27 protein-coding genes and 3 pseudogenes are annotated in these 23,981 nt (G+C 56.8%); 20 read left to right on the top strand and 10 right to left on the bottom strand.

All coding sequences use genetic code 11. The annotated features are described in order from the left end of the window. Nucleotides 1–172: 172 nt before the first annotated feature. The gene (locus tag P0648_RS18155) at nucleotides 173–1,021 is read left to right on the top strand and encodes a DNA-binding protein (protein ID WP_277506276.1); all 849 of its coding nucleotides are present in this window, start codon (nucleotides 173–175) and stop codon (nucleotides 1,019–1,021) included. A 128-nt stretch (nucleotides 1,022–1,149) separates the two neighbouring features. On the opposite strand, the pseudogene P0648_RS18150 reads toward P0648_RS18155, so the two are convergent. Next, a pseudogene (locus P0648_RS18150) lies at nucleotides 1,150–1,291 on the bottom strand (IS200/IS605 family transposon protein TnpB); the annotation flags it as partial. A gap of 265 nt (nucleotides 1,292–1,556) precedes the next feature. On the opposite strand from P0648_RS18150, the gene P0648_RS18145 reads away from it, so the two are divergent. After that, entirely contained in the window at nucleotides 1,557–2,573 is a 1,017-nt protein-coding gene (locus P0648_RS18145; protein WP_277506275.1) for a hypothetical protein, read from the top strand. Between the two features lie 9 nt (nucleotides 2,574–2,582). Here P0648_RS18145 and P0648_RS18140 read toward each other — a convergent pair whose 3' ends face one another. The 3 genes from P0648_RS18140 to P0648_RS18130 form a co-directional block, all read right to left on the bottom strand. After that, nucleotides 2,583–3,071 carry a hypothetical protein gene (locus P0648_RS18140; RefSeq protein ID WP_277506273.1) on the bottom strand — a complete coding sequence of 163 codons (489 nt, stop codon included), beginning with the start codon at nucleotides 3,069–3,071 and terminating at the stop codon, nucleotides 2,583–2,585. Next, a complete protein-coding gene (locus P0648_RS18135; RefSeq protein ID WP_277506272.1) occupies nucleotides 3,072–3,374 on the bottom strand; it encodes a CopG family transcriptional regulator in 303 nt (100 codons plus the stop codon). It lies immediately after the preceding gene. Between the two features lie 135 nt (nucleotides 3,375–3,509). After that, nucleotides 3,510–3,971 (bottom strand): winged helix-turn-helix domain-containing protein, encoded by a 462-nt coding sequence (locus P0648_RS18130; RefSeq protein WP_277506271.1) that lies wholly within the window; start codon nucleotides 3,969–3,971, stop codon nucleotides 3,510–3,512. A gap of 146 nt (nucleotides 3,972–4,117) precedes the next feature. Between P0648_RS18130 and P0648_RS18125 the strand changes: the two genes are divergently transcribed. The 13 genes and pseudogenes from P0648_RS18125 (at nucleotide 4,118) to P0648_RS18070 (ending at nucleotide 13,291) form a co-directional block, all read left to right on the top strand. After that, the gene (locus tag P0648_RS18125) at nucleotides 4,118–4,651 is read left to right on the top strand and encodes a helix-turn-helix domain-containing protein (RefSeq protein ID WP_277506270.1); all 534 of its coding nucleotides are present in this window, start codon (nucleotides 4,118–4,120) and stop codon (nucleotides 4,649–4,651) included. Next, nucleotides 4,648–4,922: pseudogene (locus P0648_RS18120) on the top strand (hypothetical protein); the annotation flags it as partial. The gene P0648_RS18125 and the pseudogene P0648_RS18120, both read left to right, overlap by 4 nt. A 17-nt stretch (nucleotides 4,923–4,939) precedes the next feature. Then, nucleotides 4,940–5,113 (top strand): DUF429 domain-containing protein, encoded by a 174-nt coding sequence (locus P0648_RS20610; RefSeq protein WP_369685698.1) that lies wholly within the window; start codon nucleotides 4,940–4,942, stop codon nucleotides 5,111–5,113. A 512-nt stretch (nucleotides 5,114–5,625) separates the two neighbouring features. After that, nucleotides 5,626–6,129, top strand: a complete 504-nt coding sequence (locus P0648_RS18115; RefSeq protein WP_277506269.1) for a hypothetical protein — start codon at nucleotides 5,626–5,628, stop codon at nucleotides 6,127–6,129. Next, on the top strand, nucleotides 6,122–6,736 hold the full coding sequence (locus P0648_RS18110; RefSeq protein WP_277506268.1) for a hypothetical protein: 615 nt from the start codon (nucleotides 6,122–6,124) through the stop codon (nucleotides 6,734–6,736). Before P0648_RS18115 ends, P0648_RS18110 begins: the two co-directional genes overlap by 8 nt. Nucleotides 6,737–7,362: 626 nt before the next feature. Further along, entirely contained in the window at nucleotides 7,363–8,016 is a 654-nt protein-coding gene (locus P0648_RS18105; RefSeq protein ID WP_277506267.1) for a transcription initiation factor IIB family protein, read from the top strand. Nucleotides 8,017–8,055: 39 nt separating this feature from the next. Continuing rightward, nucleotides 8,056–8,208 (top strand): DUF2080 family transposase-associated protein, encoded by a 153-nt coding sequence (locus P0648_RS18100; RefSeq protein ID WP_277506265.1) that lies wholly within the window; start codon nucleotides 8,056–8,058, stop codon nucleotides 8,206–8,208. A gap of 6 nt (nucleotides 8,209–8,214) precedes the next feature. Further along, a complete protein-coding gene (locus P0648_RS18095; protein ID WP_277506264.1) occupies nucleotides 8,215–9,957 on the top strand; it encodes a transposase in 1,743 nt (580 codons plus the stop codon). Between the two features lie 10 nt (nucleotides 9,958–9,967). After that, nucleotides 9,968–10,288, top strand: a complete 321-nt coding sequence (locus tag P0648_RS18090; RefSeq protein ID WP_277506262.1) for a hypothetical protein — start codon at nucleotides 9,968–9,970, stop codon at nucleotides 10,286–10,288. A 258-nt stretch (nucleotides 10,289–10,546) separates the two neighbouring features. Continuing rightward, nucleotides 10,547–10,798, top strand: a complete 252-nt coding sequence (locus tag P0648_RS18085; protein WP_277506261.1) for an AbrB/MazE/SpoVT family DNA-binding domain-containing protein — start codon at nucleotides 10,547–10,549, stop codon at nucleotides 10,796–10,798. Between the two features lie 155 nt (nucleotides 10,799–10,953). Beyond that, a complete protein-coding gene (locus P0648_RS18080) occupies nucleotides 10,954–11,361 on the top strand; it encodes an SWIM zinc finger family protein (RefSeq protein ID WP_277506260.1) in 408 nt (135 codons plus the stop codon). 121 nt (nucleotides 11,362–11,482) lie between these two features. After that, a complete protein-coding gene (locus tag P0648_RS18075) occupies nucleotides 11,483–11,926 on the top strand; it encodes an ArsR family transcriptional regulator (protein WP_277506259.1) in 444 nt (147 codons plus the stop codon). A gap of 570 nt (nucleotides 11,927–12,496) precedes the next feature. Next, on the top strand, nucleotides 12,497–13,291 hold the full coding sequence (locus P0648_RS18070) for a serine protease (RefSeq protein ID WP_277506258.1): 795 nt from the start codon (nucleotides 12,497–12,499) through the stop codon (nucleotides 13,289–13,291). Nucleotides 13,292–13,589: 298 nt separating this feature from the next. Here the strand turns inward: P0648_RS18070 and P0648_RS18065 are convergent, their stop codons facing one another. Further along, nucleotides 13,590–14,369 (bottom strand): SDR family NAD(P)-dependent oxidoreductase, encoded by a 780-nt coding sequence (locus P0648_RS18065; RefSeq protein WP_276248549.1) that lies wholly within the window; start codon nucleotides 14,367–14,369, stop codon nucleotides 13,590–13,592. 138 nt (nucleotides 14,370–14,507) lie between these two features. Between P0648_RS18065 and P0648_RS18060 the strand changes: the two genes are divergently transcribed. After that, entirely contained in the window at nucleotides 14,508–15,392 is an 885-nt protein-coding gene (locus tag P0648_RS18060; protein ID WP_277506257.1) for an SMP-30/gluconolactonase/LRE family protein, read from the top strand. 58 nt (nucleotides 15,393–15,450) lie between these two features. Here the strand turns inward: P0648_RS18060 and P0648_RS18055 are convergent, their stop codons facing one another. Further along, on the bottom strand, nucleotides 15,451–15,879 hold the full coding sequence (locus P0648_RS18055) for a TRAM domain-containing protein (RefSeq protein ID WP_276248547.1): 429 nt from the start codon (nucleotides 15,877–15,879) through the stop codon (nucleotides 15,451–15,453). Between the two features lie 212 nt (nucleotides 15,880–16,091). On the opposite strand from P0648_RS18055, the gene P0648_RS18050 reads away from it, so the two are divergent. Together P0648_RS18050 and P0648_RS18045 are read left to right on the top strand one after the other, a co-directional pair. Continuing rightward, a complete protein-coding gene (locus P0648_RS18050) occupies nucleotides 16,092–17,051 on the top strand; it encodes an ROK family protein (RefSeq protein ID WP_277506256.1) in 960 nt (319 codons plus the stop codon). Between the two features lie 324 nt (nucleotides 17,052–17,375). Next, nucleotides 17,376–17,876 carry a hypothetical protein gene (locus tag P0648_RS18045; RefSeq protein WP_276248545.1) on the top strand — a complete coding sequence of 167 codons (501 nt, stop codon included), beginning with the start codon at nucleotides 17,376–17,378 and terminating at the stop codon, nucleotides 17,874–17,876. 996 nt (nucleotides 17,877–18,872) lie between these two features. Here P0648_RS18045 and P0648_RS18040 read toward each other — a convergent pair. The 3 genes and pseudogenes from P0648_RS18040 to P0648_RS18030 form a co-directional block, all read right to left on the bottom strand. After that, nucleotides 18,873–19,406, bottom strand: a complete 534-nt coding sequence (locus tag P0648_RS18040) for an ArsR family transcriptional regulator (RefSeq protein ID WP_276275145.1) — start codon at nucleotides 19,404–19,406, stop codon at nucleotides 18,873–18,875. A gap of 115 nt (nucleotides 19,407–19,521) precedes the next feature. Further along, a complete protein-coding gene (locus tag P0648_RS18035; protein WP_276248542.1) occupies nucleotides 19,522–20,931 on the bottom strand; it encodes an FAD-dependent oxidoreductase in 1,410 nt (469 codons plus the stop codon). A 195-nt stretch (nucleotides 20,932–21,126) separates the two neighbouring features. After that, nucleotides 21,127–21,453, bottom strand: a pseudogene (locus P0648_RS18030) (nucleoside deaminase); the annotation flags it as partial. 228 nt (nucleotides 21,454–21,681) lie between these two features. On the opposite strand from P0648_RS18030, the gene P0648_RS18025 reads away from it, so the two are divergent. Together P0648_RS18025 and P0648_RS18020 are read left to right on the top strand one after the other, a co-directional pair. Next, on the top strand, nucleotides 21,682–22,068 hold the full coding sequence (locus P0648_RS18025) for a DoxX family protein (protein WP_276248540.1): 387 nt from the start codon (nucleotides 21,682–21,684) through the stop codon (nucleotides 22,066–22,068). Between the two features lie 106 nt (nucleotides 22,069–22,174). Next, nucleotides 22,175–23,533 carry an APC family permease gene (locus P0648_RS18020; protein ID WP_277506253.1) on the top strand — a complete coding sequence of 453 codons (1,359 nt, stop codon included), beginning with the start codon at nucleotides 22,175–22,177 and terminating at the stop codon, nucleotides 23,531–23,533. Here P0648_RS18020 and P0648_RS18015 read toward each other — a convergent pair whose 3' ends face one another. Beyond that, entirely contained in the window at nucleotides 23,534–23,956 is a 423-nt protein-coding gene (locus tag P0648_RS18015) for a CoA-binding protein (RefSeq protein WP_276248538.1), read from the bottom strand. Nucleotides 23,957–23,981 lie beyond the last annotated feature (25 nt).

Below are 23,981 nucleotides of genomic sequence, written 5' to 3'. Positions count from 1 at the left end.
GTTATTCCTTATCTGAGGCGCGCTCGCTTCGCTCCCGTTGGTCGCTTGCGAAGGCGCGAAGCGAGCGCGCAGGTGGTTGAGGCGTTAGAGAGCCACGGCTGGAGAGTTGTGAGTTCTGAAAGTGAAGACGCCGAGTGAGCGCCTTCTGCGGTAATCCTGGAAGGAACTACCAATGAGTACTAAACGCACTATCGGTCAAGAAGCTTCGGTCGAACAGAGTAGTAAAAATGAGTTTGCGGCGGCAGAGGAGCGTCCTGAGCTATGGCCCACGGTCGAGATGGAGATTCAGGCGAAAGTCGATTTGAATCACCCGGATGCGGAGGTGTCTGGATTGACGTTAGCGGCGGAAGAGCGCATGCTGGCGAGAGAGTGGGAGATTGCGAGAACGCGGACGAGATGGGACGATAGACAGGAGTCAGACCGGGAGGCGCGGACACGGCGGATGGTGAGCGAGCAAAGTAGAGAACAGAGAGTGGAGTTCGAAAAGCGGGCGGCAAGCGTAAATCAGAAGTTAGACCCAGCACGTGAGGACCCTCGTGAGGGCCTGAGTCGCGAGGAGTTGGCGGCGGTGAACCAACAGGCGATGCGCATTCATCGGATGGTGAAACACAGTGTGTCCCGAGCGGTGCTCTCGAAGCAGTTAGCCGAGCGAGTGGTCGGAGGTGCGGAGTTGGTGAGTGCGGCAGTCGCAGTCATCGAAGACCAGTGGACGCGACCGGGTGGGATTGTTCCCATTGCAAAGGTGGGAGATGTGCCAAGAGGCGAAGTCACTGTTGAAGGCCGAATCGAGCGCCTTTGGAAGCCGTCCCATCCAGCGATTCAAAATGTTGGACTCCTCGAAGATGAGAGTGGACTGATTCGGTTCACGGTCTGGAAGAAATCAAACCAAGCAATGGTCAGAGAGGGACAACGGGTGCGATTCCGAGCGGCGGCGAAAAACTGGTACGAGGGGCGGTGTTCGATTGCGTTGACGCGGTGGTCGAACACGGAGTTCCCTGAGCGCGGTGAGTGGTGGAAGTAGACTAGGGGCGGTCATTTCATTTTTGTCGCCAGCCGTGCCAGCAAACTCTCTTCGGCTTTACTACGGAATCTTGCCCTCTGTCACTGATTTCTACCGAGGAGTTCGGTGGCTCGGTGGTAATCGGTCCACCGCTTAAGGAACGCTCGGAATGCCCAGAAATTGTACGTCTTCGAATTTCTCAACCAACCACCACGTGTCGAGAACGTCTGTGAGTGCCCCAACGTAGACCCTTTCTACACCTTCATCGTAGATCTATTCGATGAGGTCACGACCGTCGTTTTCCTACTTGACGGCGACCACGCAAAACGAGAAACTATCAATCCGTCTTCGGTGCCGGTCAGCCGTTCTAGTTCCCGCTGTCGATTATTCTTTATGTAGTAGATTATATTATCGTGTGCATAGGATTTGTAATGGGATTCTGACACCGCGGTCTCTGTGTCCACACCGTTTTGATTTTCGTAGAACGATGCGACTATCACTGGTAATGTTTCCCAAACAGAATGTTTATCTCGTCTAGATATGTTCTCTCAGCTGAATGTATCGATATCGCCCTGATGAAATCGACCGTGAGCGCGCCCACCACCAGGCGGTGAAGCAAGTTGGAAAGAAAGGCAAGCAAGCTATCGACGTCAAACGCATTGGTAACCTCGGCGAACTGGCCTTCGAAGCGTTCTGCAGAGAATACCTTCCCGTCGAGATGTGGCATTGGGAGAACGACGAGGCGATGCGTCTATGCAATCCAGAGAGTTTCTCCGGTCACGATTTCGAGGTGTTTGGTTACACCGTGGACGTGAAAACTTCGCGCGACGTCTCTGCGTTCTTGCCGAAAACTCTGTACGAAAACGACCCAGACGACGACATCATCGTTATGGCGTGGCACCGTGACAACGAAGATTCGCTCATGTTGCTCGGGTGGGTCAGGACGCGAACGCTACAATCGAAGGTCGAGGCAGAGGAAGCCTACGAAGGCGACCGACCGAGCAAGCTCGACCATCTTGTCGTCCGACCGATGAACGAACTCATGGACCTCGGTCCGAACACCGCCCACATGACCCAACGGCCGTCGAGTCCGTTCGTTCCGGGCGACCGAGTGGTCAAGGTTGCAGACACAAACCCTACAGTGGGAGTCGTCATCGACGTACTACCACCCGAGCACGAGGCGAAAATCATGGGACAGACGATGGACGGCGAAGCGATTCAGGTGACATTCCCTGCTCTGCTCGATGAGGGGCCGGGTGACTGGCGGACGATTCACCCCGCGAAACTCGCATCGTACTGTCACGACCAACACATCAAGTGCTATACGTACAAGCACACGAATCTGGAGTTCGCACCGAATCCCTACGTGGTAGGTGATCGCGTCATCAAAACGAGTCACGACGAGCCGGATGTCGTAATCGTCGTCGAACCGAGTGAGGATGGCGTGGCCGTTGCATACGAAAGACAGTTCGATGGCAAGTCGGTTGCGCCCGGTACTCTCCAGTCGCACTGCGACGAACACAACATCTCGCTCTATTCGTATTCGACCGCCGACGTGGCATTTACTGAGTAGGTCTGTTGGTCACTCAAAGAGTTCACGGGCATATCGATAAATTGGCGCTCCAAGCCAGTCACGACCTTCAGCGATAGTCTCAAAGGCATTCTTGGCTTCTTGTTCTGTTAGCGCATCACGCTTGACTAACGCTCGAAGGAAGATGGGGGATAGCGCAACGTCAGCAGCAACCAACTGTTGAAGTTCTGGGAGTGCTCGAAAGTCGTCGGTGATGAGGAACGGCGCATCTACCGTTCTCACTGCAGCGACGCAACTTGCTTCACCATAATCGATGCGACTCGTGAAAAACTGTTCTCCTACAGTGTCAATAATCTCGACTCGTTCTACTGAATCAATAACTGCAGCTGCTCCGTGCCCATGTCTGTCATCGTACGCGGCGGTCTGATTGAGTTCATCAATAACGGACTGTGTCGTTACAACAGCAAATTCAGTCAAAACCGGCTCTAGTACATCACCGACTGCAAGCGAGACGAACGCGCTCGTGTCAATAACGAGCATTTAGAGGTCGGCGAGTTTGTCTGCAAGCTCTTCACCGCGGTCAAGGACCTGCTTCGAAGCACGAACTGCCTCTGCATCCTGACGACCGATAATTTCGACGAGTCGCTCGAACTCGATTTGGTTATTGAGATACAATTCTACGACAGCCTCTCGAAAGTCGTCTTCTGACTCTATTGTTTTGAGATACTGCCTGAGAGCTTCTATGAGCAGCTCAGTTCGGTTCTTGTGGGTGATCTCAGCTGCTATATCCGCGTGGTCCACTAGTTCTTCGGGAAGACGAAAGTTGACCCGTTTCGTGCTCATTGTACATACATTGTATGTACGTTGGTATAGATGTGTCGCTGAAAATGTGATATAAAGCTTCAGTCACGTTCACAGACGGCTTTCAATTCATCGAGGACTGTGGTCCCAACACCGTTCCACTGGGTAGGGTTGCCGTCACTCAAACTCTGGTTCGTCGAAGGTGAGTGCCTCGACGACAGCCGTGGGGAGCGATGGACGTGGTGCCGCTTCGTGTCGCTCGACTTTCTCTGTCTTCCGCGTGTTCTCGTACAGCGCGCGGGCAATCGGGACTCCACGGAGGTACTTGTAGTCATAGAGAATCTCCACTCCACGTGTGGTAAACCCGTAGAACTGCGAGGGAAGGTCTCGTTTCCCTTTGCTAGGTTCGTACGTGTATTGGGCGAGAATTCCTGCCTCGATGAGTGTCTCTACCTGGTCTTTGATTGCTGCCTGACTCTTCCCGACCATGTACTCGAGTTCGGAAACGGACATGAGGTGGGCGGGATGGCCCAGCAACTCTTGAATGATGAGGTGGCGCGTGTCCTGCGAGAGGAGTTTGAATAAACGCTGTTGTTCTGCGAACGGCCCTGTATCCGCAGCCCCATTGCTCTCACTCATATGTCTGATGACCGAGAGCGCCACAATAAGTGGTGGGTCAACACATGCTGGAGTTCGTTTACACTCTGAGAACGGGATTTTTCCCTTGACTTCTCAAAAGGATTCGGCGGAATTCATATTATGATTTATCCATAATTCATAACTAGGTGTCGAACTCACCACCACAGCCAGGTCGGCCTATCGGGCAGCTCCAGACAGTCGTCGACCTCCTCGAGACGCCTGCACTCGCTCAGATATACCTGTACGCGTATCAGCACGGCCCCGTGACGGTCGCCGAACTCGTCGCTGAACTCGCTATCCCTCAGGGCACGGCCTACGACTACGTCCAGAAACTCGACGCAGCCGGCTTTATCGAGAAAACCCGTGACCAACGACCGTTTGAGTACGACGCGGAGGCAATCTCGCTCACGCTCTCGACGAACTGTGAGACACAGACGATTACGCCAGCACTCATCGCGGCTGCTGCACGTCGGAGCGAAAACGGGGATATCGACGTTTACATCGAGCGCCACGGCCTCGACGGCCTCGCGGTGGCCCTCACGTACGCATCGGAGTACGTCGAGGGAACCGTCAACAGCCAAATTGCGGCCCGTGAACTCGACATCTCCCCGCTCGAGGCAGAAATCATCTTGCAGGCACTCGAACCGGTCGCCGAAGAATTCGCTGATACTGCTGCATGAAAACAGTCTACATCGCGGATACGGGCGTGTTCGTTCGGTGTGGTGGGCCGGACAACGAGAAGTTTCAACGGCTTCGTCGTGCACCCACGCAAGCGGATGTCACGTTGCACATCCCACAACGCGTCTACGAAGAACTCGGCGGGGACCAGCGGCTAAGGAGTACCCTTCCGGAAACATTCCCTACCCCGACGGATTCGAAGAGGGGTGGATCGTCGTGGCCGAGGAACTCAACTACACTAACTCGCTCGTTTCGACGGTAATGGACGAGGCTCTAAGACCGCCGTCGGTATTGATGCCTGTCCTTATGCGTGGTTCGCGACTGTCCTTACTGGCGGAAGCATCGAAACGAAGGTATTCGATGACTTTTCCAAAGTTCATTCAAAATACCAAGAGTCTCGAGTGTTTGTGGATATTCCAATCGAGCTCCCAACGGGGACTAGTCGGCGCTACCTACCTGGCTAAGAAACTGAATCGGTGTTCGAAGTGCTGCTCGCGAATCCCGAGGAGGCGTTCATCCCAGAGGATTTCTCGGTAGACCGTTCGGAAATCGAGTTCACAGGCTTGGAATGCCAACGCACATGCTGTATCGATTCAGAGATGGAGAGGCTTCTCATCGACTCACAAACAAGCGAGAACGTTGTGTCTGCGAGTACGGACTGATTGATTTCCGGATTATCTAGCGAGTGTACCTCATAGTTCTGTTCTTTCCTTCTGTTCCTTTGGGTGTCATTTATCCACATTCTACCAGCGCACGACTTCACTCAGCTCATTCCACGTTCATCAAAGTCTCGTCGGTATTCTTTAGAGTCGGAACAATTGATAGAGGTGAAACCTACATCTGAACTAACAAATGCCAAAACCACCGGGTTTATATTACCCTACGGAAAGGCTCTCACTAATAGTTCACCCATCTCCAATATGATTATTCACTACTCTGGCACCACCTGAATTCGATTTTCCTCTCAGATTGTACCATGAAAAGGTACCTAGCACCGCTTATAATCGGTAAGCGGCTCGCAAACAGCAGTGGTGAACTGTCTGAAAAAGACATCGTACTCCTCCGGAGACTCTACGATGGGATGTCGGATGAGGAACTCCTTGGCGAGGCCGCCATCGAGTTCTCTGATGACATCTCAATGAAGGGAATAAGAGACGTGAAGCAATTGTTCGAGAAGGTACTCGGTATATCGTACTGGGAATCGATGCGGCGGACCGACCTGCAGACTGAGCCGAAGCGTTTCGGGGAGAAGAATTGTGATGTAGCGCTTGCCACGTTCACTGACACGTCGACGTTCGAAGACGTCAAGCGACTGATGTGGTTCCTCGCAAACCAGAACGCAGTACACAACTCGATTGACTCGGGATTGATACAACAGTTCGACGACCTCGAAGCGGCTGTCAGCCAAACTGCAGACCTCGCGCCACTGAGCCGAGGTAAAGCTGAAAAACGCATCTGGGCGGTGTTGATGGATGAGTAAGTTACAGGGGCCACCGACGGTGAACTGGAGGGGGCTCAACGGCGGCGAGAGGGATGTCCTCGCGAAGTTCATGTTCGAGGGGCCACTCGACATCACTACTCTCGAGTTCGTTCACTGTCAGGTCCCACTCGGCATCAAGCGTGTCGACGACGCTTACCGCGTCCAAGAAGGGAAACCGACCGAGTACAATGAGAAGTTCGCGCGGTCGTACGCGGAGTTGTTCCGCGAGAATGGCGCTCCGTGCGGGTTCTGGAAGTCAGGAGAAATCTCTGACATAGGGGGGTTCCTCTTGCAGTCCTACACGCGGTCTATCGACGCCATTGCGGTCGGTCCAGCTGAGGTACACCTACTCGAGATAAAAACATCTGGTGAGAAAATCGAGAGTTCGAGCGATGTCGATAAACCACTGGGCCAGATTGTGTCCTACACCAACCTCTTCAAGGAGGATTATCCGGATGTTTTCCGGAATCGGGCGCTCAAGCGCTGGGTCATCACGATGGAGTCAAAGGTCGATATGACGCTCGTTCGCCCAATTCTCGCCGAGTTCGACGTTGGCTTCTTCGACTGCACTCGACCTGACTGCACCATCATTCCAGAGCGAGTATAAGCCGGTCCGTGGGATAGACGGTGATTCGAATTCCGGAATCCCACCTTCCAAGGTCTGTTAATCGGAGATTGCCAGCACAATTTGGAGTGGTGTTGATACGAATAATCCAGACCTACTGGTCAGCCTCCTTTCAGGTCAGAGCATTCACAAATCCGGTGATGGCGCCGTGTGCCAGGCCATCTTCCCCACCCAACACAGTGGTGCCCGTGAGCTGAGTCGGAACACGTGTGCGGCGTTGAACCACGAATATGGGCTCGATGGCGACTGACAGTACCAGTGTGGGAATACACTGAGCGAGCAGCATCCCAAGCTCATGCAATGGGCAGGTACTCGCTTGAACATGAGTGAGGCTTTCGCGGAAACGACCGAGAAGTGGGGACTCGCTGGAGGACCAAATCGAGTGGCAGAAATTCACAGTGAAGCATCTCATGGACTAGATGGGCCACGGACTCGGGAACTTCCCCGTGTGAAGCATGGTCAGGTTTACCCCAGTGATTTCCGTTCGTATAAGAACCGCCCATTGCTCATCCAGATTCAATCTACTGACTCCCTGAATCTACTTCCCTGACCGCCAGTTTATGCGCCCCTAAGGGGCGAGGGGCTTCACTTCCTCCTCATGATTTCGAATGGCGACGAGAGACATCTACGAAACGGCGTTCGACGAAGACGTACAGACTTCCCAAAATACCTGCCCCGAATGCGACGGTAGAGTAACGACGAACTCTCACGAAACCGTCTGCGATGACTGTGGACTCATCCTTGCTGACCAGGCGATCGACCCTGGCCCTGAGTGGCGGTCGTTCTCCGACAGCGATACGAACCCTGAACGGACGGGGGACCACCTCACGCCTTCGATCCACGACCAGGGACTTTCCACAACCATCGGCCACAATCACGACGGAAATGGGCACAGACTCTCGCCAAACAAACAACGTCAACTCAGACGATTTCGCCGTGAACAGGGTCGCGCTCGTCGTGCGTCGAAACGCGAGCAAAACCAGGTGCGCGCGTTTTACGAGATTCGCCGCATCGTGAGTGCGCTCGACCTCGGACGGAGCATCCGTGACCAGACGTGCGTGCTGTTCACCACGGCCCAGAACGAAAATCTGCTTCAGGGGCGCTCACTCGATGCGATGGCGGCTGGATGTGTCTATGCAATCTGTCGATGTAACTCGCATCCACGACACGTCACAGAAATCGCCCACTATGCCAACTGTGATGAGGGTGACGTAACTGCTACAAAAATTGGCAGTGAACAGCAGTCCTTCAATACAAATTGAACCTAAACACTTAATAGATACTGAGTATATATTAGAGATATGGCTGAGTTCACGTTCGAGGGACGGGAAGTCCTTGAGAAAGAAGCAAAACCCGTAGGAGGCGGCGCTCACGTCCACGTTCCAAAAGACTGGATTGGTGAAAAAGTCGCCGTCATCCGCCTCGAACAGCAAGAAACCGAAGACGACGAATAACACAATATGGCGTCCACTCACCTCTCACTCCCAGTCCGACTTCCATTCGAGGAGCGAGAGCGCCACGCCCGATTAGACACTCTCACAACCCGCGTAGCGAACACGCTCATCGAGCGATACTGGACGTCTGAACACCTCACCGGGATTGACGACTACTCGTATCAAGCGTGGAAATACTTTGATTCGAGTGAAGCGTTCGCAGACGTTGATTTGTACCTCCCATCGCGGTACAAACGCTGTGTGATGCAGAAAGTCGGTGAGACACTTCGCAGTCACGTCGACAAACGCGAAGCATTCCAGTCAATCCAAGGTGTCCTCCCTGACCACAAAATTCGCCGCATCCACACCCGGCGAATCAAAGAACAGCTGTGGAACTCCGAGGAATACATCAAATCTGGGTACGTTGACCTGCTCATCGGCCAACTCAACTCCTACTACGACCGCCACGGGCGGTTTCCAGAGTTGTATTTTGAGATGCAAGAGTGTCCCTCGTACTCGAAAGGCGTGTTGCCGTACTCCGCAGACGACGGCCCCACCTCTGGACAGGCGGTCAAATACGAGTATGACGAAGACACGCAAACACTCACAGCCAACCTCAAAACGCCCGATACGGTCGCACCTGAGACCCGTGGTGACTGGACGTGGACAGAACACGAACTGGAAGGCTACGAAGCGTTCCACGACCTCCTTGAACACGGTGGCCTCTCCGCCCCCTCGTTCCACCCTACCCAGACCAAAACTGGGGACGAATACCACGAACTCACTTTCCCCATCGAAGTCGAACACGCAGAGAAATCTGATGACGTTGAAACCGTCTTAGCGATTGATGGCGGCATCCGAAAAGACGCTACCACTGTCGTCGTGAATGAAGACGGTGACCAACTCTCCGTCCCGTATTTTATCCAGAACACAGAGCGAGAACGAATGAGGAATCTCGCTTGTGAACGTAACCAACTCAACGCCAAACTCGCGTCTCTGCGCCGAGAAGGACGCGGCCACACGGACTCGTTCAAACACGTGCAGGCAGAGTACGAGCGAGTGAACAACAAGATTCGGCACAAGCGAGAACAACTCGTTCACGACGTAGCAAACCAAGTCCTCGGCCTCGCATTAGTGTACGACGTGGACGCGATTGTTCACGAAGACCTGCGAAGCCTCAGCCCGCCTCGCGGCGAAGGACAACTCTCGTGGAAACTCTCCTCATGGGCACGCCGTGAAATCATCTCGAAAATCGAGTACCGGGCGGACATCGCCGGACTGCACGTGAAGCGGGTGCGTCCGGATAACACGAGTCGGTCGTGCCCTCGATGTGGTTCGACGGGGCATACCACGAAGTCCCCCGACCACTTCCATGAAGTGTGGCACGGTGGGCATTTCCGCTGTGACAACGCTCGGTGTGGCTTTCAGGCCGACCGGGACTACGTTGGCGCGGTCAACGTGGCTCGCGTGTTCTTCAGCAGTTCGGCAACGCTGGACTACGATTTCACGTCCTCGTATATCGGGGATTCTGAAATCGTGCCAGCAAGCCGTTCCGCTGGCCCGCGTCTCGCGTTCGGTACTGCGCCTGTTGCATACATCGGACAGTCTTCAGAGCAGAGGGTGACTTCTGGTGGTGGGTCGTGCTTCATAGCGCCCGCTGTCACCCCGACAGAGACGATAAACAATAGCAGTAAACGTTCCGTGTCAAGCCCAGCGACACACAGCAGTTCTCAATTCACGAGAGCGACTGCTGTTTACTGCCGAAAATAGGAACGGTTCTGTGCTCCACGCATTTGGCGTGCTCAACACGGAACTGGGCTTGCCCACACCCCCTCCAAAACCGCGTCAGTTCCTCCCGCAACTAGCCTCGTCGCTTGACCTCTCTCCAGAGGTGAGACATCGCGCAGTCGAGTACACTGACCACGCACGAGAGCTGGGCATCGACAACGGCTGTAACCCCGCTGGCGTGGCTGCAGCGTGTCTCGAACTGGCAAGCAATCATGCTGGAGAGCACGTCCTTCAATGTGAATTAGCTGAAAATGCCGACGTTTCTACGGCGACACTCAGAAAGCATCGCGATGCACTCGAGGAGGTGCTCTGAGATGCGTCGCCTCTTCGAGTGGTGGTGGTTCAAATCCCCTTCTCAAGAGATTGTCTACGAGTGTCGACGCTGTGGAACGACTGTTGGGAGTTTCGATGACACATGTCCGTACTGTGGCCCATCTGAAATCGCGACATATGAAATTGAGTCAGCAAACATCCGTGGAAGGTAGCAACTGTGACGATTCAAATTCGAATGCCAGTGAGAGTAGGTTGCTTGCACATTACTCCTTTGTCGGTGGACAACTGACTGAACTACATGAGTAGAGATCGGGTAGACGCTGAGAGTACAGTCTCGGGCGGTCAGGCGAACATCCCTGGTCGAATCCGTCGTGAACTTGGGATTAATGATGGCGACCGCCTTTGGTGGCATGTCGAATCGGATGGGAGTGTCAGCATTGAAGTCGTCCAGCAGCGGACTGGGACCTTCGCTAATTTCAATGGGTACAATGGGGCTGAAGAAACGGACGGTACCTCGGAGCACGATGCCTGGGGAGTAAACGTCGAATAGCATCGGTAGTATCTTCTGCAGCAACTAAACGAATCGTAAGCACTTGCTTTGCATAAGTTCGCTAGGATATCTCAGTGGTGGTTCTCCCTCTCTCGTCTGGGAGTTTATCGGCCCCCAAGGGGTGCGGGGCCTGTCACAGGCCTCGCTGTATCCCCATGTCAACACACATTCTCAATCGACTGGAGTACACGAATCGTTCCCTGAAACGCGCCCAGTACGAAGCCTTCGAGTTTTCCCTCACCGAATGCGGCGTGCTCATCAGAAACGGGAGCTACGCCGACCCGGAGAATCACGAGTACCTCGTAACGGTCGGGAACGGCATTCCCACAACCTGCGAATGCCCTGCCGATGCCCACTTCGAGGGTGCGTGTAAACACCGTCTCGCCGTGGCAATTCGCGCACCCGTCTTGCAGGCCGCACAGAAGGTCGAGCGCGTCGTGACTGATGGTGGCGTTGCGCCTGCTACATCAACGGAAGTGGACGAGCCTGCGTGCGAAGAATGTTTTCCCGGGTTCACCTGCTGGGAGTGCTATCTCTCGGAAAAAATGGGGTCGGTCGAATGACTGAAAAATATTTTGAGGTATGAATAGAATTATTGATATGCGACTCAAAGTAACTTCAATGAGCGATACTTGGCTTAAGCATACTTCGGCTTTCGACCGCGTGAAAAGCGTCGCCCTTACCGTGTCGACCTCCCGCACAGCAGCGTGGATTGCAGACGAAGCACAGGTCTCAGAGAATACCGCCCGTAGCCATCTCTCACGGCTTGCCGACCTCGGCGTTCTCGCAACGACCACGACTGAGCGGGGGGCTGGCTATGCCCCAGATGCAATTTACACTCGGTCACAGGATATTCGCGAACTCATCCAGGAACACACAGAAGACCAGCTTGCCACGAGGGCGGTCGACCTGCAAGAGGAACTTGCGGAGTTTACCTCTACGTACGGGGTTGAATCACCGACCGCGCTTCGGACGTCTATTGCCAGTAGTGGCCTCACGCCCGCAGAGGCGCGCGAACGTCTCGAAGCCGTCTCGGATTGGGAGTACGCCCGGTATCGACTGTCGATCGTTCGTGATGCGCTCGACCATTACGATACGTACAGTTCGTCGCGTCCCGCGTCGGCATGACCGGTGGTCGTTCAGGCAGTGAGTCTGGGGCAGACCGCCACCGAATTCTCAGATAACTTCGCCAACAGCTTGAACACCATCCCGCAGTCTCTGCAGCGTGGGGTGAACCCAGCGGCGAGTACGCCGAAGTCGCAGCGACGATTTCTCCGCAATACTTTGGCAGGGACGCTGACACAGCAACACTCCGCCTCGTTTGGCACCCTTCTCCGACTCTCACTGAGGAGGATACTCGGGTAGCTTCCATTCATCCAGCAGCCCCACGGACGCACTTTGAGGCGATGTTCAAGTTGCATTACGCAAGTCCAGTGGATACGATTGTGGCTTTCACAACGAACCAAACCCACACGTTGAGGGATGGTTCCATTTTCAGGAACGTACCTCACCAGAGTCAGAGTACGACTATTCTCCGTCTACGCTCGACGCTCGTTCACCAGTCGGTGCGCTCTGGGACCTGCTCGATTTGCTCGAAGCAAAACTCCAGGAAGCGACGTAGCCTGCCAGTTTATCGGTCCCCGAGGGGCGCGGTTCACGCAACGACGGTCTTTTTCGTCGGCCACCCCACCATCCAGTATGCCAAGCCGACGTGCGGTGTTAAAAACGACCGCATCGGGCGCCCTCGTCGCGGTCGCAGGGTGCGTTGACCAAGTCTCTGATTCCATCCCGGAGAATGCCTCATCAGGGGAGCTGCTCCGTCAGGGCGACGAAACGCCACCAGAGCTAGACGACGAGGCCGTCGAGCGAGCAGGAGAGGTCGGCCAGCGAGTCAGGGAATCGGTCGTCTACCTGCAGACGAGTCTCGGCGGCGGCGTCCACGCCAGCGGGACCGGGTTCGTCTACGGCGACGGGTCACACGTCATCACCAACGCTCACAACGTCCGCGGGTCGGAGACATTCGACCTCTGGACCGTCGACGGGGAATCCTACGAAGCCGAAGTGGTCGACTACGTCGAGAACCGTCAGCCGGACGTGGCGCTGGTGCGAGCCGAGGGGCTGGACCTCGACCCGCTCGAGGCTGGGTCGTCGGACGACCTCGAGGCCGGCCAGCCCCTCCTCCAGGTCGGGCACCCCTCTATTATGGGCAACTGGGTCATCACCGCCGGCCCGATGGCCGAGCCGAGCAGTATCGATCCGCGGCTCCGTACACACGTCCCCGGGGTGCAGGGCAACAGCGGGTCGCCACTCCTCACGCTGGACGGTGCGGTCGTTGGCCTGACGTATGGCGCAACACGACCGGGAAACAGGGGTCCAAACGACCCTCCGGAGGGCCCACAATCTGACGACGCGCACACGCGAATCGTCGGACGGTTGGTGTCGCTGCACGAGACCATCGAGGACGTCGACGAGCAGTACGAGACGTGGGTCTGACGGCTGACGGTCCTCGTATCCGTTGTCACACGACTCACGTATCGCAGTGAACAACCCCGACCTCAAGGGTCGGGGTTCTCGCCCTGCTCCGCCTATAGAGCATACGGTCGACATCCGTCAACGATAATCCAGATTGTTGCCCCATCGACTTCGTGGCCGAATAACGGCTCTTCAGGGCGGACAATCTGAAGAATATCGCGTCACCAAGGACGACTCGACGCGGGCTGAGATTGGCCATGGCAGTGATGTCCTTGCGTTTTATTAGCCGTTTTAACGTCGCCTGGTTTGCCGTTTGGGGCTAGTACCCACCGATGGAGTACCCACCGTCAACGAGCAATTCGGCGCCGGTAATCCACTCGGCGTGGTCGCTCGCGAAAAACCGGACAACTTTCCCAACGTCTCCCGGTTCGCCGACACGCGGGAGCGGCGTTTTTTCTGCCTGACGGCGGCGCGTCGCCTCGTCGTTTTGGTCCTGCATCGGCGTTTTCACCACTCCAGGAAGAACGGTGTTGACGGTCACGCCCTCGTCTGCGACTTCGAGCGCCAAGTCTCGGGTGAGGTTGACGATACCCGCTTTCGTCGCCGAGTACGGCGGGCCGCCCCCACCCATGTAGGCGTTTACACTGCTGACGTTGACGATGCGGCCCTGCGATGAGTTGACCAGATGCGGGATGGCGTACTTCGCCGTGAGGAAGTAACTCGTCAGGTTCACGTCGACGACGTGGTGCCAGTCGTCTGCGGTGACGTCCTGTGAGGACCCAAGCACCTGGGTGCCCACGTTGTTCACAAGGATGTCGAGTCCACCGAACTCGTCGACGGTCGTTTCGACTACCGCCTCGATGGCCGATTCGTCGGTGACGTCGGTCTTCGCGAAAACCGCGTTGACACCCGACTCCTGTTCGACGAGTTCAGCCGTCGGGAGGGAGACGTCTGTCTGATAGTACTTGCCCTGTTTTGGCGTCTCTCGAATGTCCGCGACGACAATGTTCACGCCCGCATCTGCGAGTTCGCGAGCGATGCCACGACCGATGCCTGAGCTTGCGCCGGTTATCAACGCGGTTTTTCCTTCGAGCGACATACTTGTGAGCAGTAAGTGGTTGACTCCACCACATTACTGTTCGGATGAAAGTCGACACAACAGCTGTACTCGAGTTTGTGCAGGTACAATGCCCGAATTATATTTGTTCGATGTTCACATCGTGTAGTATAGCTCACCATGTTCGACGTATCTCCGAGGCGACTCGTCGACAGTAGCTGTCACACGGGGGAGGGACCGCTTTGGCACCCCGACGAGGAACGACTGTACTGGGTCGACATCCCGGCTGGCGTCCTCTATCGGTACGACCCCGCGGTGGATGAACACGAACGCTGCTACGAGACGGACGTCATCGGCGGGTTCACCATCCAAGCTGACGGTTCACTTCTTCTGTTCGAGGATGGGGGACGCGTCGAGCGGTGGCACGACGGCGACACCGACGTCCTCATCGACGAACTCCCACGGGAACGAAATTCTCGGTTCAACGACGTCGTGGCGGACCCACGAGGCCGCGTGTTCTGTGGGACGATGCCGACGGAGACTCGTCTCGGACGGCTCTATCGTCTCGACACCGACGGAACTCTGTCGCAGGTGGTAGACGGCCTCGACATCCCGAACGGACTCGGCTTCTCACCTGACGGGGACGATCTCTATGTCACGGAGTCCCGCGCAAGTACGGTCTACCGATACGAGTACGACGAGGAAACCGGAGCACTCGCGAACCCCGACGTGTTCATCGACTGCTCAGACGAACCAGGTGTTCCAGATGGTCTCGCCGTCGACGAGGAGGGGTACGTCTGGTCTGCGCGGTGGGACGGCGGGTGTCTCGTCCGGTACGCTCCAGATGGAACGGAAGTTCGACGAATCGAATTTCCCGCACGGAAGGTTTCGAGCGTCACGTTCGGCGGTGAAGACCGCACCAACGCCTACGTCACGACGGCACTCGGGCCGGGCGACGGGCCACCAGGTGACCGGGCAGACGAAGGTCCCGGTGCCGGAGCACTCTTCGGCTTTGAGATTGCTGTTCCCGGGCTGCCCGAAAACCGGTCGAAAATCGACTTCTGACGCCCTGTATTCAATTCCCTCTTGCTTTTCTGTGCGCCAGTGACCCAGAACCAACTGATTATTCGTAGTAACTGAGTCGCTCTACGACCTCTGCGAAGGCAACGTTCTCTCGTACGTCGGTAATCTTGACACGAACGCGTTCGCCCTGCTCTGTATCAGGAATGATGACGACGAAGCCGCGTTCGACGCGGGTGATGCCGTCTCCCTGGTCGCCGAGACTCTCGATTTCGACGGTGCGCTCTTCGCCCTCTGTGACCGGTTGTTCTGACTGTGCAGATGCAGACGAGGTGGACGATTTTGCTTGTTCGACCTCGTGGCGTTCTGCCTCTGACTCAGTCGGCTCCGCGACGATTGCCACGCGGTACGTTTTGCCCGCTTCGAGGCCGCCGAGACGCAGCTCCTGTTCTGGAACTTCGATGTGGTAGGATTCGCCGTGATTTTCGATTTGTGCAGAAAACAGACACTGAAATTGCTCTATAAACTCCATTTAGGCTCTGACGGCAGAATTTCGACGGACGAACCTTGTAATTTCCGCTTAGATGTTACGAAAAACCGAGGCCATAGGCAAATGGGCAGACGGATACCTCCCACAAGACGGCCCAAAAGCTTCTCACTCACCACCTGTATCTTTGCGTCAGCAACAGTGCCCGCACGTTCCAACACCTCGGTCCTCCCCTCACCCAAGATCTCCACCACGCAATGAACACAGCCCCCTCCATCGCGGTCATCGACATCGGCAGTACGCGCATTCGCTACGCGAGCGCCACGCCAGACGGACCCGGAAACATCCACACCGAACCGACCCGTCCAGCACACCTGCTGTCCCAGCTCACCGAAATCGTCGAACGCCTCGCAGAGACTACTTCAATCGAAGCTGTCTCCATCTCGACGACCGGCCTGGTCGACGCAAAACGAGGAATCATCTCCGAGTTCGACACCCCGGACGGCGAGACGCTTCGAGACCTCCCCGTTGCAGAAACCATCGAATCACAGTTGAACCTCCCAACAAAAGTCGAAAACGACTGTACGGCCGCGGCATTCGGCGAGGACACCTTCGGTGCTGGTCACGAGTATTCGACCGTCGTGCACGTGACCTTCGGGACGGGTATCGGTGCGGGCGTCGTCGTAGACGGCGAGCCAATCCGGGGCGAGCGCGGGTTCGCCGCAGAGGTCGGCCTCTTCCCAATCGTCGCAGACGGCGACCTCTGGAGCACGGACGTCCGCGGCGCGTGGGAAGCCTACTGCTCGGGACGGGGAATCGCCCAGTTCGCAACCCACGAACTCGCCCTCGATGAGCGCGATTCGCTCCTTCGAGATAGTGACTCGCTCACCGCACCCGATGTTTTCGACGCCGCAGCTGAAGGCGACCCGCTCGCCCAGTCGTGCCTCGATCGAATCGCTCGCTACAACGCTGCGGGCATCGGCGCAATCGTGAACGCCTTCGACCCGGGCATCATCACCCTCGGTGGGTCAGTGGCGCTCAAGAATCCCGAGTGGATACTTGGAGGTATCCACGAGCACATCGACGACTACGTTCTTGCCGACCCACCCACCATCGAACTCACGGCACTGGGTGCGGACATCGAATTGTACGGCGCAACGGCGAATTACTTCGATGCGACGAAGACCCAACCAGTTCCAAAACCGCGAACAGACTGAAGAGTTCTTACGTGTCCACCAGTCTCATCTAGCTGTCAGTCGCCAAGCCTCACAACCGCACTCATCGCGCTCTCTCTATCCACTCAATTATCAAATATCTACACCCATCCCACTCTCTATTCTCTCACTTCTGTGTTCTCTCAACCAACAAAACTCTGCTGAAAACCGTCGTATGGCGGCCATATTTGATAGACATCTAGCAAAAATCCAATAAATTTATTATTGATATTGGCACATATCAGGTCATGATGGTCGATCTAACCATCACGCACCGATCCCCCCACGGAAGTACGACCCCCCATAGAGAGGCACCGCGCGCGAGCTATGTGTGAATCCTGCGTTTCGACAATCGACCTCTTCCCAGACGTCACCGTCCACGTCGGTTACGACGCGACGCTCGACGCAGAGAAAGACCGGCTCCTCGAAGGCGATATGGTCCTCGAATCGGACACGAAATATCGCATCTCGCAGGCTGAGTGGTTCGAACTCTGGGATTCGCTCGCGAAGAAACTCCCCGACGAGGAAGCGATGGGAAAAGACCCGAGCGAAACGATGGAGTGTGCCTCCTGTAAGCGCCCACTCTTTCCCATCCCAGCTATCGACACGGACTGTCTCGTGTGTGAAAAATCGAAAGTCGAGACCACGTCCCGAATCGCAGACGGCGCACCCCCCATCGAACGCGACGAATACGAGCAGGAGCTCGCAGACGACGATAGAGAAGACCCAATCACCCTAGCACTCAGGTCGGGGCTCATCTGTCCGGAGGGCCACTGGGTGTGCACGGATTGCCTGGTGCATAGACGCGCAGCGCTCGAACTTGTGTAGCCTGCATTCGTTGACATCCTCCCTGCCTTGAAGTCGGGGTTTTAGCATAATCGAGGGCGGTAGGCCCCCTTCCTCAACGAGCGTCGAAGACGCGAGTAGGGAGGGGATACACCGCCCGCACGGTTCACATTCACTGTGTGCAATACGCTTACTACCTTTGTCGTCGAAAGGGGTAGTAAGATGCTCACCACGTCTCGTCCGTTGTTCAAACGTGGTTCGAAACGGCGAAGCCGTTTCGTCATCACGAAAGGCGCGTCGCGCCTTTCGAACGACGACAACAAGCGTGCATCGGACGTGTGGGCCGAGTGTCGATTCAGTAGGAGTGGGACACTCCGAACTGCCCGTAAAGGGAAATCGCCTGCGGAGTCTGGAACCTCTCTGCCCACGTCGGGTACAAGTTCCGACACAGAAACAGGAAGCCCTGTCCTCAACAAGCGAGGGGCGGGTAGCCCCGAGTGCGGTAGGGCAGGGTAGTTCACCCTTGAGACTTCCATAAACAGCACTCAGGATAGTCCGACAACCGACCCGTTCTCCCATTCGATATTGGTTATCGCAGCCGGGAGTTGCTCGAGTCGTGCTGTGACGACAGCCATCGGGTGTTCATCGATGAACTGAGCGCGTTTGTGTTCGATTGCAGTTCCGCCCTCGTTGACCTGAAGGTGAACGGGGCCACAATCAGCATGGTCTGAGTCTTGGTGCCACCCAAGGAGGATGGACCGGTCGGGCTCTATATAATTGAACCAGTAGTGGTCGTGTCCATCCGTTTCAACGTCGAATCCAATTTCGACCCGCGCTGACGTGGTGGGATAGTCTGAATCACCGAGAACAGTTCGTGGGTTGGTTTCTGCGATGGCGCGATACGGTCCAGGTTCGCGAGGGGAAGCGACTCTGACTCTCGCCTTGCTAAATTGTGTATCCTTTTGCAGGCGGTTCTTGATACGACGGTGAAGGCGTTTGTTGCGAATGCCAGCTCGATTTGTGAGAAATATCATCGAGTTAGGCGACCGCGATGTGGTCGTCGCCTTCGGAGAGGGTGGTCACGTCGTCGTAAAGCTGGAGTGCGTGCTTTATGAGACGGCTGTCTGTCTCGAGGGCGCTCCACGTGGATGCTGCGTTCTGGACGTTTCGCATCTCCCCAGCAGTGAGGTCTTCTTCGACGAGCAGTCCTCTGAGTTCGTCGTGGGTGTCGACATTGAATTCGGCCTGTAGTTCCTCGAGTTGCTGTGTGGCATTCACGAGGCTGTTCTCGAGTTCTTCACGGGAGTTCTCGTTGATGAGGTCGAGGATTTCGTCGAGAAACAGTTTGACGGGGTTGGTGTCGTAGCGGGTGGTCCCGTCCTGGGTGTATTTCTTGACGTTGTTTTCTGCGAGCAGTGCCTCCAATTCACTGTCTGCTGTGGCCCAGGCGACGGCTGCTTCGTCGGCGATGTCTTTGATAGTCGCAGGTTCAGTGAGCGTTTCTACGACGAGGCGGACGCGTTCTCGGGCGCTATAGTGGTCTTTCCACGTTTCTGGGTCCGGGTCGCTCATGTCTCACCCTACGCAAATCCATCTCAAATAATTACCGATAACTCAACTATTTCGAATAAGGTGTTTCGGAAGTAGAGTCTGTGCAATTTTTCCCAACGTTTTCCGACGACGTAACTTACCGCTTGCCGCCGATGACCTTCGCGGCCGTCAACACCGGGTCCCACGTCGTGTTGAACGGCGGGGCGTACGCCAGGTCGTAGTCCGCGAGGTCATCGACGCTGATACCCTCGGTGACCGCCCCCACGAGCGCGTGACTGCGATGGACTGCGCCTTCGCCGTACTCGGAGACGAGACTTCCACCGAGCACTCGTCCCGAGGGCCGGTCGATGGTGAGCGTCACCTGTACGGTTCCACCTTCGGGATAGTAGCCAGCACGAGACTTCGCTTCGATGGTTTCGGTCAGTGGCTCGAAGCCAGCATCGCGAGCCACATCATGGTCAAGTACGCCGGTCCGAGCAGCCTCCACGTCGAACGCTTTGACGGCTGCCGTTCCCGCGACGCCACCCCCTGTTGTCGGCGTGCCTGCAACCGTCTGCCCTACGGCCCGTCCGTGTCGGTTGGCCGTCAACGCCAGCGGCACGTAGGCTGGTTTCTCGGTGACGACGTGCATCGCTTCCGCGCAGTCGCCTGCGGCGTACACGTCGGGAACGTTCGTCTCGCGGTAGGCGTCGGTTGCAATCGCGCCCGTCTCGCCGAGTTCGATACCCGCATCCTCTGCAAGTTCTGTCCGGGGACGGACGCCTGTCCCGACGAGCACCATCTCGACGGGAACGCTCGCTGAAGCGGTTTCGACAGCTTCGATGCCTTCGCCTCCCGTGAATGCCTCCACCTCTGCATCGAGATAGACGGCTACGTTCTGGTCGCGGAGGTGGTAGAGGACGGCTTCGCTCGTGGCCTCGCTGAACTCCTTGAGGATACGGTCACCGCGTTGAAAGAGGTGCACTTCGAAACCGTTTGCTGCGAGTGCTTCTGCCATCTCGATGCCGATGTACCCCCCGCCGACGATGGCCACTGGCCCCGTACACGATTCGAGAAACTGGCACGCTGGCCCGCGGTCTGGTTGATGGAGTTCGTCCTCCGCACGCGCTCGGGTCACGAATTCTCGGAGGTCCTTTCCGTCGGCCATCGACCCGAGCGTGAAAACGCCTTTTTTCTCAAATCCCTCGATGGATGGCGTCACAGCCTCCGCCCCGGTCGCGATGAGGAGGTGGTCGAAGTCCTGGACGACCTCACCGCCGTCGTGACGTGCGGTGACCGTCTGGTTATCGGGGTCGATTTCGACGACTTCGTGGCCGGTCCGGAGGTCGATATCTCGCTCCGTGCGAAACTCCTCGGGAGTAATCGACACGAGGTCCTCGAGAGACTGGATTTCGCCCTTGATGTAATACGGCAGGCCACAGGCTCCGTAGGAAACCCACTTTCCCATCTCGAAAACGATGACCTCCAGGTCGGGATTGTCGCGCTTTGCCTTGCTGGCGGCCGACATCCCCGCAGCATCGCCCCCGATGATAACGAACCTCGCCATAGCTTCATCTTCGGCCACGCGAGGTATAAATTCAGGCCGCGTTGGCGATTCGAGAACCTTACCAACCGAAGTCCTCGTGAAGCTGCCTCCTTCCTCGTTCAGAACCGGTCCCACCACGTCGCTGACGCCAGCTAGAATTTCTGCCGAGCGGACGGCTGGTTCGTGCCCGGTGAAGTCTCCTATCTCGTCGCCTCCGACGCTGTAGACCACGCGCCCGAATCCGGCTGTCGCCATTCCACCTGCGCACATCGGACAGGGTTCGGTGCTCGTGTACATCACCATCTCCGCGCGTTCGTCGGCGTCGTACTCCCGGCATGCACGGTAGGCGAGGTGGAGTTCTGGATGGCGTCGAATGTCGTCTTGCGTGTGGACGCGATTCGAATCGCGCAGGATAATCTGGTCGTCGCGGACGAGGACGGACCCGAACGGATTGTCGCCCCGGGCGATGGCCTCACGCGCCAACTCAAATGCCGCCCGTATGTGCGATTCGTGGTCGAACTCATCGAACTTCGATGAAGGCATAGCTGTAAACAGGTACGAAGAGGGGAGTCTTAATTTCGTGTCTAAGTGCAGGCTACTGGTGAATCCAGTTTACAAGCAACAGATGCCTGCTTCCGAACCCTTCTTATCTCGTGGGACCTCAAACCCGGCCGTGACATTTACTCACATTCCCCTCTCACTGCAAACGAGTGCGAACGGCCGTCCTGTATCGTCCTCAACTACTGGTCGCTCGCGGTCGGAGGGTCGCTGATGGCTCCCTCTCGACTCGGGCGGCTGCTGTACGGCGGCGTCCTCGCCTACACTGCAATCGAGAACCTTCGCAATCTCGAGGGGCGTACCGCATATGCTGACGCAAAAGACGTCCCGCTTCCGGACGTCCTTGTTCCCGCATCGAGTGCGATGTTGCTGGTCGCGAGCATCGGAATAATGCTCTGGCGCGCGCCGAAACTCGCTGCCGCGGCACTCGTCGGGTGGTTCCTCGCGATTACGCCCACGATGCACGATTTCTGGAATCACGAGGAAGAAAACCGACAGTCTGAACGGATTCAGTTCCTGAAGAATACGGCGATGCTTGGCGCAGCAGTCATGCTCTTTTCGCGGGCTCGGTCTTCGACCGACTCAGACCAGGTGAAATAACCGCCTAATCGAAGCTTTTGTCCTGCAATTTACAACGGAAAAACGGTGTGCAGTTCGACGTTACTGGATGTAAACCGATATAACGAGCCTGCACCGATTCGAAATTGTGACTACTCCTACCGCCGACGAACGCCCCGCACGCACGGTCGGCCTGCGCGACCTCTTACTCTTGAGTGTCGGGGGCATGATTGGGTCGTCGGTGTTCTTCTTTCCCGCCTTCACCGGGCTTTGGGTGGGGCCAGCCGCGATTCTCGCCTGGTTGCTCGCGGGCCTCGGCATGGTGAGCATCGCGCTTTGCTACACCGAACTCGCTACTGCCTTCCCGAAGTCTGGTGGACCGGCCATTTTCCCCGCAAAGACACTCGGAGCAAATGCGTTCGTCCGTCAGTTCACATCCTACCTCGCAGGCACGTCCTACGCCCTTGGGTGGGTGTTCGGCGTCGCCGTCTCGGCGTGGTACGTGGCGAACTACCTCGGCACCATCCCCGAATTCACGGGTGCGAGCGGCCAACCCGTGTTGTTCGGACTGCTCGCAATCGGCGCGAGCCTTGCCGTCACCCTCGCGGGCATCGACGTGACCAAACGAACGAACCTCGTGCTCACTGCGTTCATCCTCGCCGTTCTCACGCTGGTCGCCGGTGTCGGCTTGACGAACGGTGACCCTGCGAACGCCACGCCGTTCATCACTGGAACAGGAATGCAGTTTCTCGCCGCAATCGGCGTCGCCATCACGGGCTATGGTGCGTGGACCGTCGTCCCTGCGGCGGCCGGGGAAGTTAAAAATCCGAATCGGACGATTCCACGGGCCATCGTCGGCAGTCTCCTCCTCACCACTATCTTCTACACGGCGATCGTCGTCGCAATCCACCTCACCGTTCCCCCGAGCGCGTTCCAGCAAGGGAATCTCGTGATGGTCGCCCCGCTTTCTGCTGTCGTCGTCGGTGCAGGTATCCCACTGTTCGCGAACTACTTGCTCCCGGTCGCCGCGCTCATCGCCATCTTCACCACCATGCTCGTCGGGATGACGAGCGCGTCTCGCGTCCTCGCCGCGCTTGCAGACCAGGGTCTCTTCCCGCGTGTTTTTGCTGCGACGAGCACACGAACGAACGCCCCCTATCTCGCACTCTGTGTCATCGCCGTCGCCGCGAGCGCTGTCGTCGTTGGGAAACAGGTCATCGGCGGCATCGTCCTTGCTGCTCTCGTCGGGACGGTGCTTCCCTACACAATCAACGTCGCAGCGTTCGTCGGCCTGCGCGTATTTCGCACCGACATTTCCGCGCCGTTCCGCGCACCGGGCGGCCTCTTGACTGCCGTCGTCGCTCTCTGTTTCCTCGGGTTACTCGCGATGGGCCTCTCGGTCGACCACCCCTTCGCCGCGCTCCTCACGCTTGGCGTACTGGTTTCAGGATTCGTCCTGCAGTATGCGTTCGGTGCGATGTCGGCGACAGACGACGTTCCCACGTAGTCAGTCCATCGGGTGGCGAATGAGCCGTCCGTGCTCGACCTTCATGCAGTGGTCCTGGACGACGTCCAATCCCGCGTCCTCGGCCATCTTGGCCGCCTCGTAATTTTTAATCTCGAGTTGCATCCAGATCGCCTTCACGTCGCCACGGGCGATTGCCTCTTCTACAATTCCGGGAACTTCCTCTGCGGGGCGGAAAATCTGCACCACGTCGACGGTTCCTGGCACGTCGGCGAGTGAGTCGTAGGCGGGTTCGCCGAAAATCTCGTCTGCGGTTGGGTTGACGGGGATGATTTCGTAGCCGTGGCGCTGGAGGTACGCGGGCACGATGTGGGCGTCCTTCTCGAAAGACGTAGATGCGCCGACGACAGCGATTCGCTTGTAGCCGAGAATCCGGCGAAGCCCGTCGTTGTCTTCGATTGGCATACCAAACGTACTGTGAGCAAACAGA

The organism is Haladaptatus sp. DYSN1 (assembly GCF_029489995.1).
GTDB lineage: Archaea > Halobacteriota > Halobacteria > Halobacteriales > Halococcaceae > QDMS2.
The sequence above is the reverse complement of the archived record's forward strand: the minus strand, read 5'-3'. Positions and strand labels throughout refer to the sequence as shown.

Bases quoted from the DNA above. Each gene is read 5' to 3' on its own strand.
- P0648_RS18155 (WP_277506276.1), top strand. From the start codon at position 173: ATGAGTACTAAACGCACTATCGGTCAAGAAGCTTCGGTCGAACAGAGT.
- P0648_RS18145 (WP_277506275.1), top strand. From the start codon at position 1,557: ATGTATCGATATCGCCCTGATGAAATCGACCGTGAGCGCGCCCACCAC.
- P0648_RS18140 (WP_277506273.1), bottom strand. From the start codon at position 3,071: ATGCTCGTTATTGACACGAGCGCGTTCGTCTCGCTTGCAGTCGGTGAT.
- P0648_RS18135 (WP_277506272.1), bottom strand. From the start codon at position 3,374: ATGAGCACGAAACGGGTCAACTTTCGTCTTCCCGAAGAACTAGTGGAC.
- P0648_RS18130 (WP_277506271.1), bottom strand. From the start codon at position 3,971: ATGAGTGAGAGCAATGGGGCTGCGGATACAGGGCCGTTCGCAGAACAA.
- P0648_RS18115 (WP_277506269.1), top strand. From the start codon at position 5,626: ATGAAAAGGTACCTAGCACCGCTTATAATCGGTAAGCGGCTCGCAAAC.
- P0648_RS18110 (WP_277506268.1), top strand. From the start codon at position 6,122: ATGAGTAAGTTACAGGGGCCACCGACGGTGAACTGGAGGGGGCTCAAC.
- P0648_RS18105 (WP_277506267.1), top strand. From the start codon at position 7,363: ATGGCGACGAGAGACATCTACGAAACGGCGTTCGACGAAGACGTACAG.
- P0648_RS18100 (WP_277506265.1), top strand. From the start codon at position 8,056: ATGGCTGAGTTCACGTTCGAGGGACGGGAAGTCCTTGAGAAAGAAGCA.
- P0648_RS18095 (WP_277506264.1), top strand. From the start codon at position 8,215: ATGGCGTCCACTCACCTCTCACTCCCAGTCCGACTTCCATTCGAGGAG.
- P0648_RS18085 (WP_277506261.1), top strand. From the start codon at position 10,547: ATGAGTAGAGATCGGGTAGACGCTGAGAGTACAGTCTCGGGCGGTCAG.
- P0648_RS18080 (WP_277506260.1), top strand. From the start codon at position 10,954: ATGTCAACACACATTCTCAATCGACTGGAGTACACGAATCGTTCCCTG.
- P0648_RS18070 (WP_277506258.1), top strand. From the start codon at position 12,497: ATGCCAAGCCGACGTGCGGTGTTAAAAACGACCGCATCGGGCGCCCTC.
- P0648_RS18065 (WP_276248549.1), bottom strand. From the start codon at position 14,369: ATGTCGCTCGAAGGAAAAACCGCGTTGATAACCGGCGCAAGCTCAGGC.
- P0648_RS18060 (WP_277506257.1), top strand. From the start codon at position 14,508: ATGTTCGACGTATCTCCGAGGCGACTCGTCGACAGTAGCTGTCACACG.
- P0648_RS18055 (WP_276248547.1), bottom strand. From the start codon at position 15,879: ATGGAGTTTATAGAGCAATTTCAGTGTCTGTTTTCTGCACAAATCGAA.
- P0648_RS18050 (WP_277506256.1), top strand. From the start codon at position 16,092: ATGAACACAGCCCCCTCCATCGCGGTCATCGACATCGGCAGTACGCGC.
- P0648_RS18045 (WP_276248545.1), top strand. From the start codon at position 17,376: ATGTGTGAATCCTGCGTTTCGACAATCGACCTCTTCCCAGACGTCACC.
- P0648_RS18040 (WP_276275145.1), bottom strand. From the start codon at position 19,406: ATGAGCGACCCGGACCCAGAAACGTGGAAAGACCACTATAGCGCCCGA.
- P0648_RS18035 (WP_276248542.1), bottom strand. From the start codon at position 20,931: ATGGCGAGGTTCGTTATCATCGGGGGCGATGCTGCGGGGATGTCGGCC.
- P0648_RS18025 (WP_276248540.1), top strand. From the start codon at position 21,682: ATGGCTCCCTCTCGACTCGGGCGGCTGCTGTACGGCGGCGTCCTCGCC.
- P0648_RS18015 (WP_276248538.1), bottom strand. From the start codon at position 23,956: ATGCCAATCGAAGACAACGACGGGCTTCGCCGGATTCTCGGCTACAAG.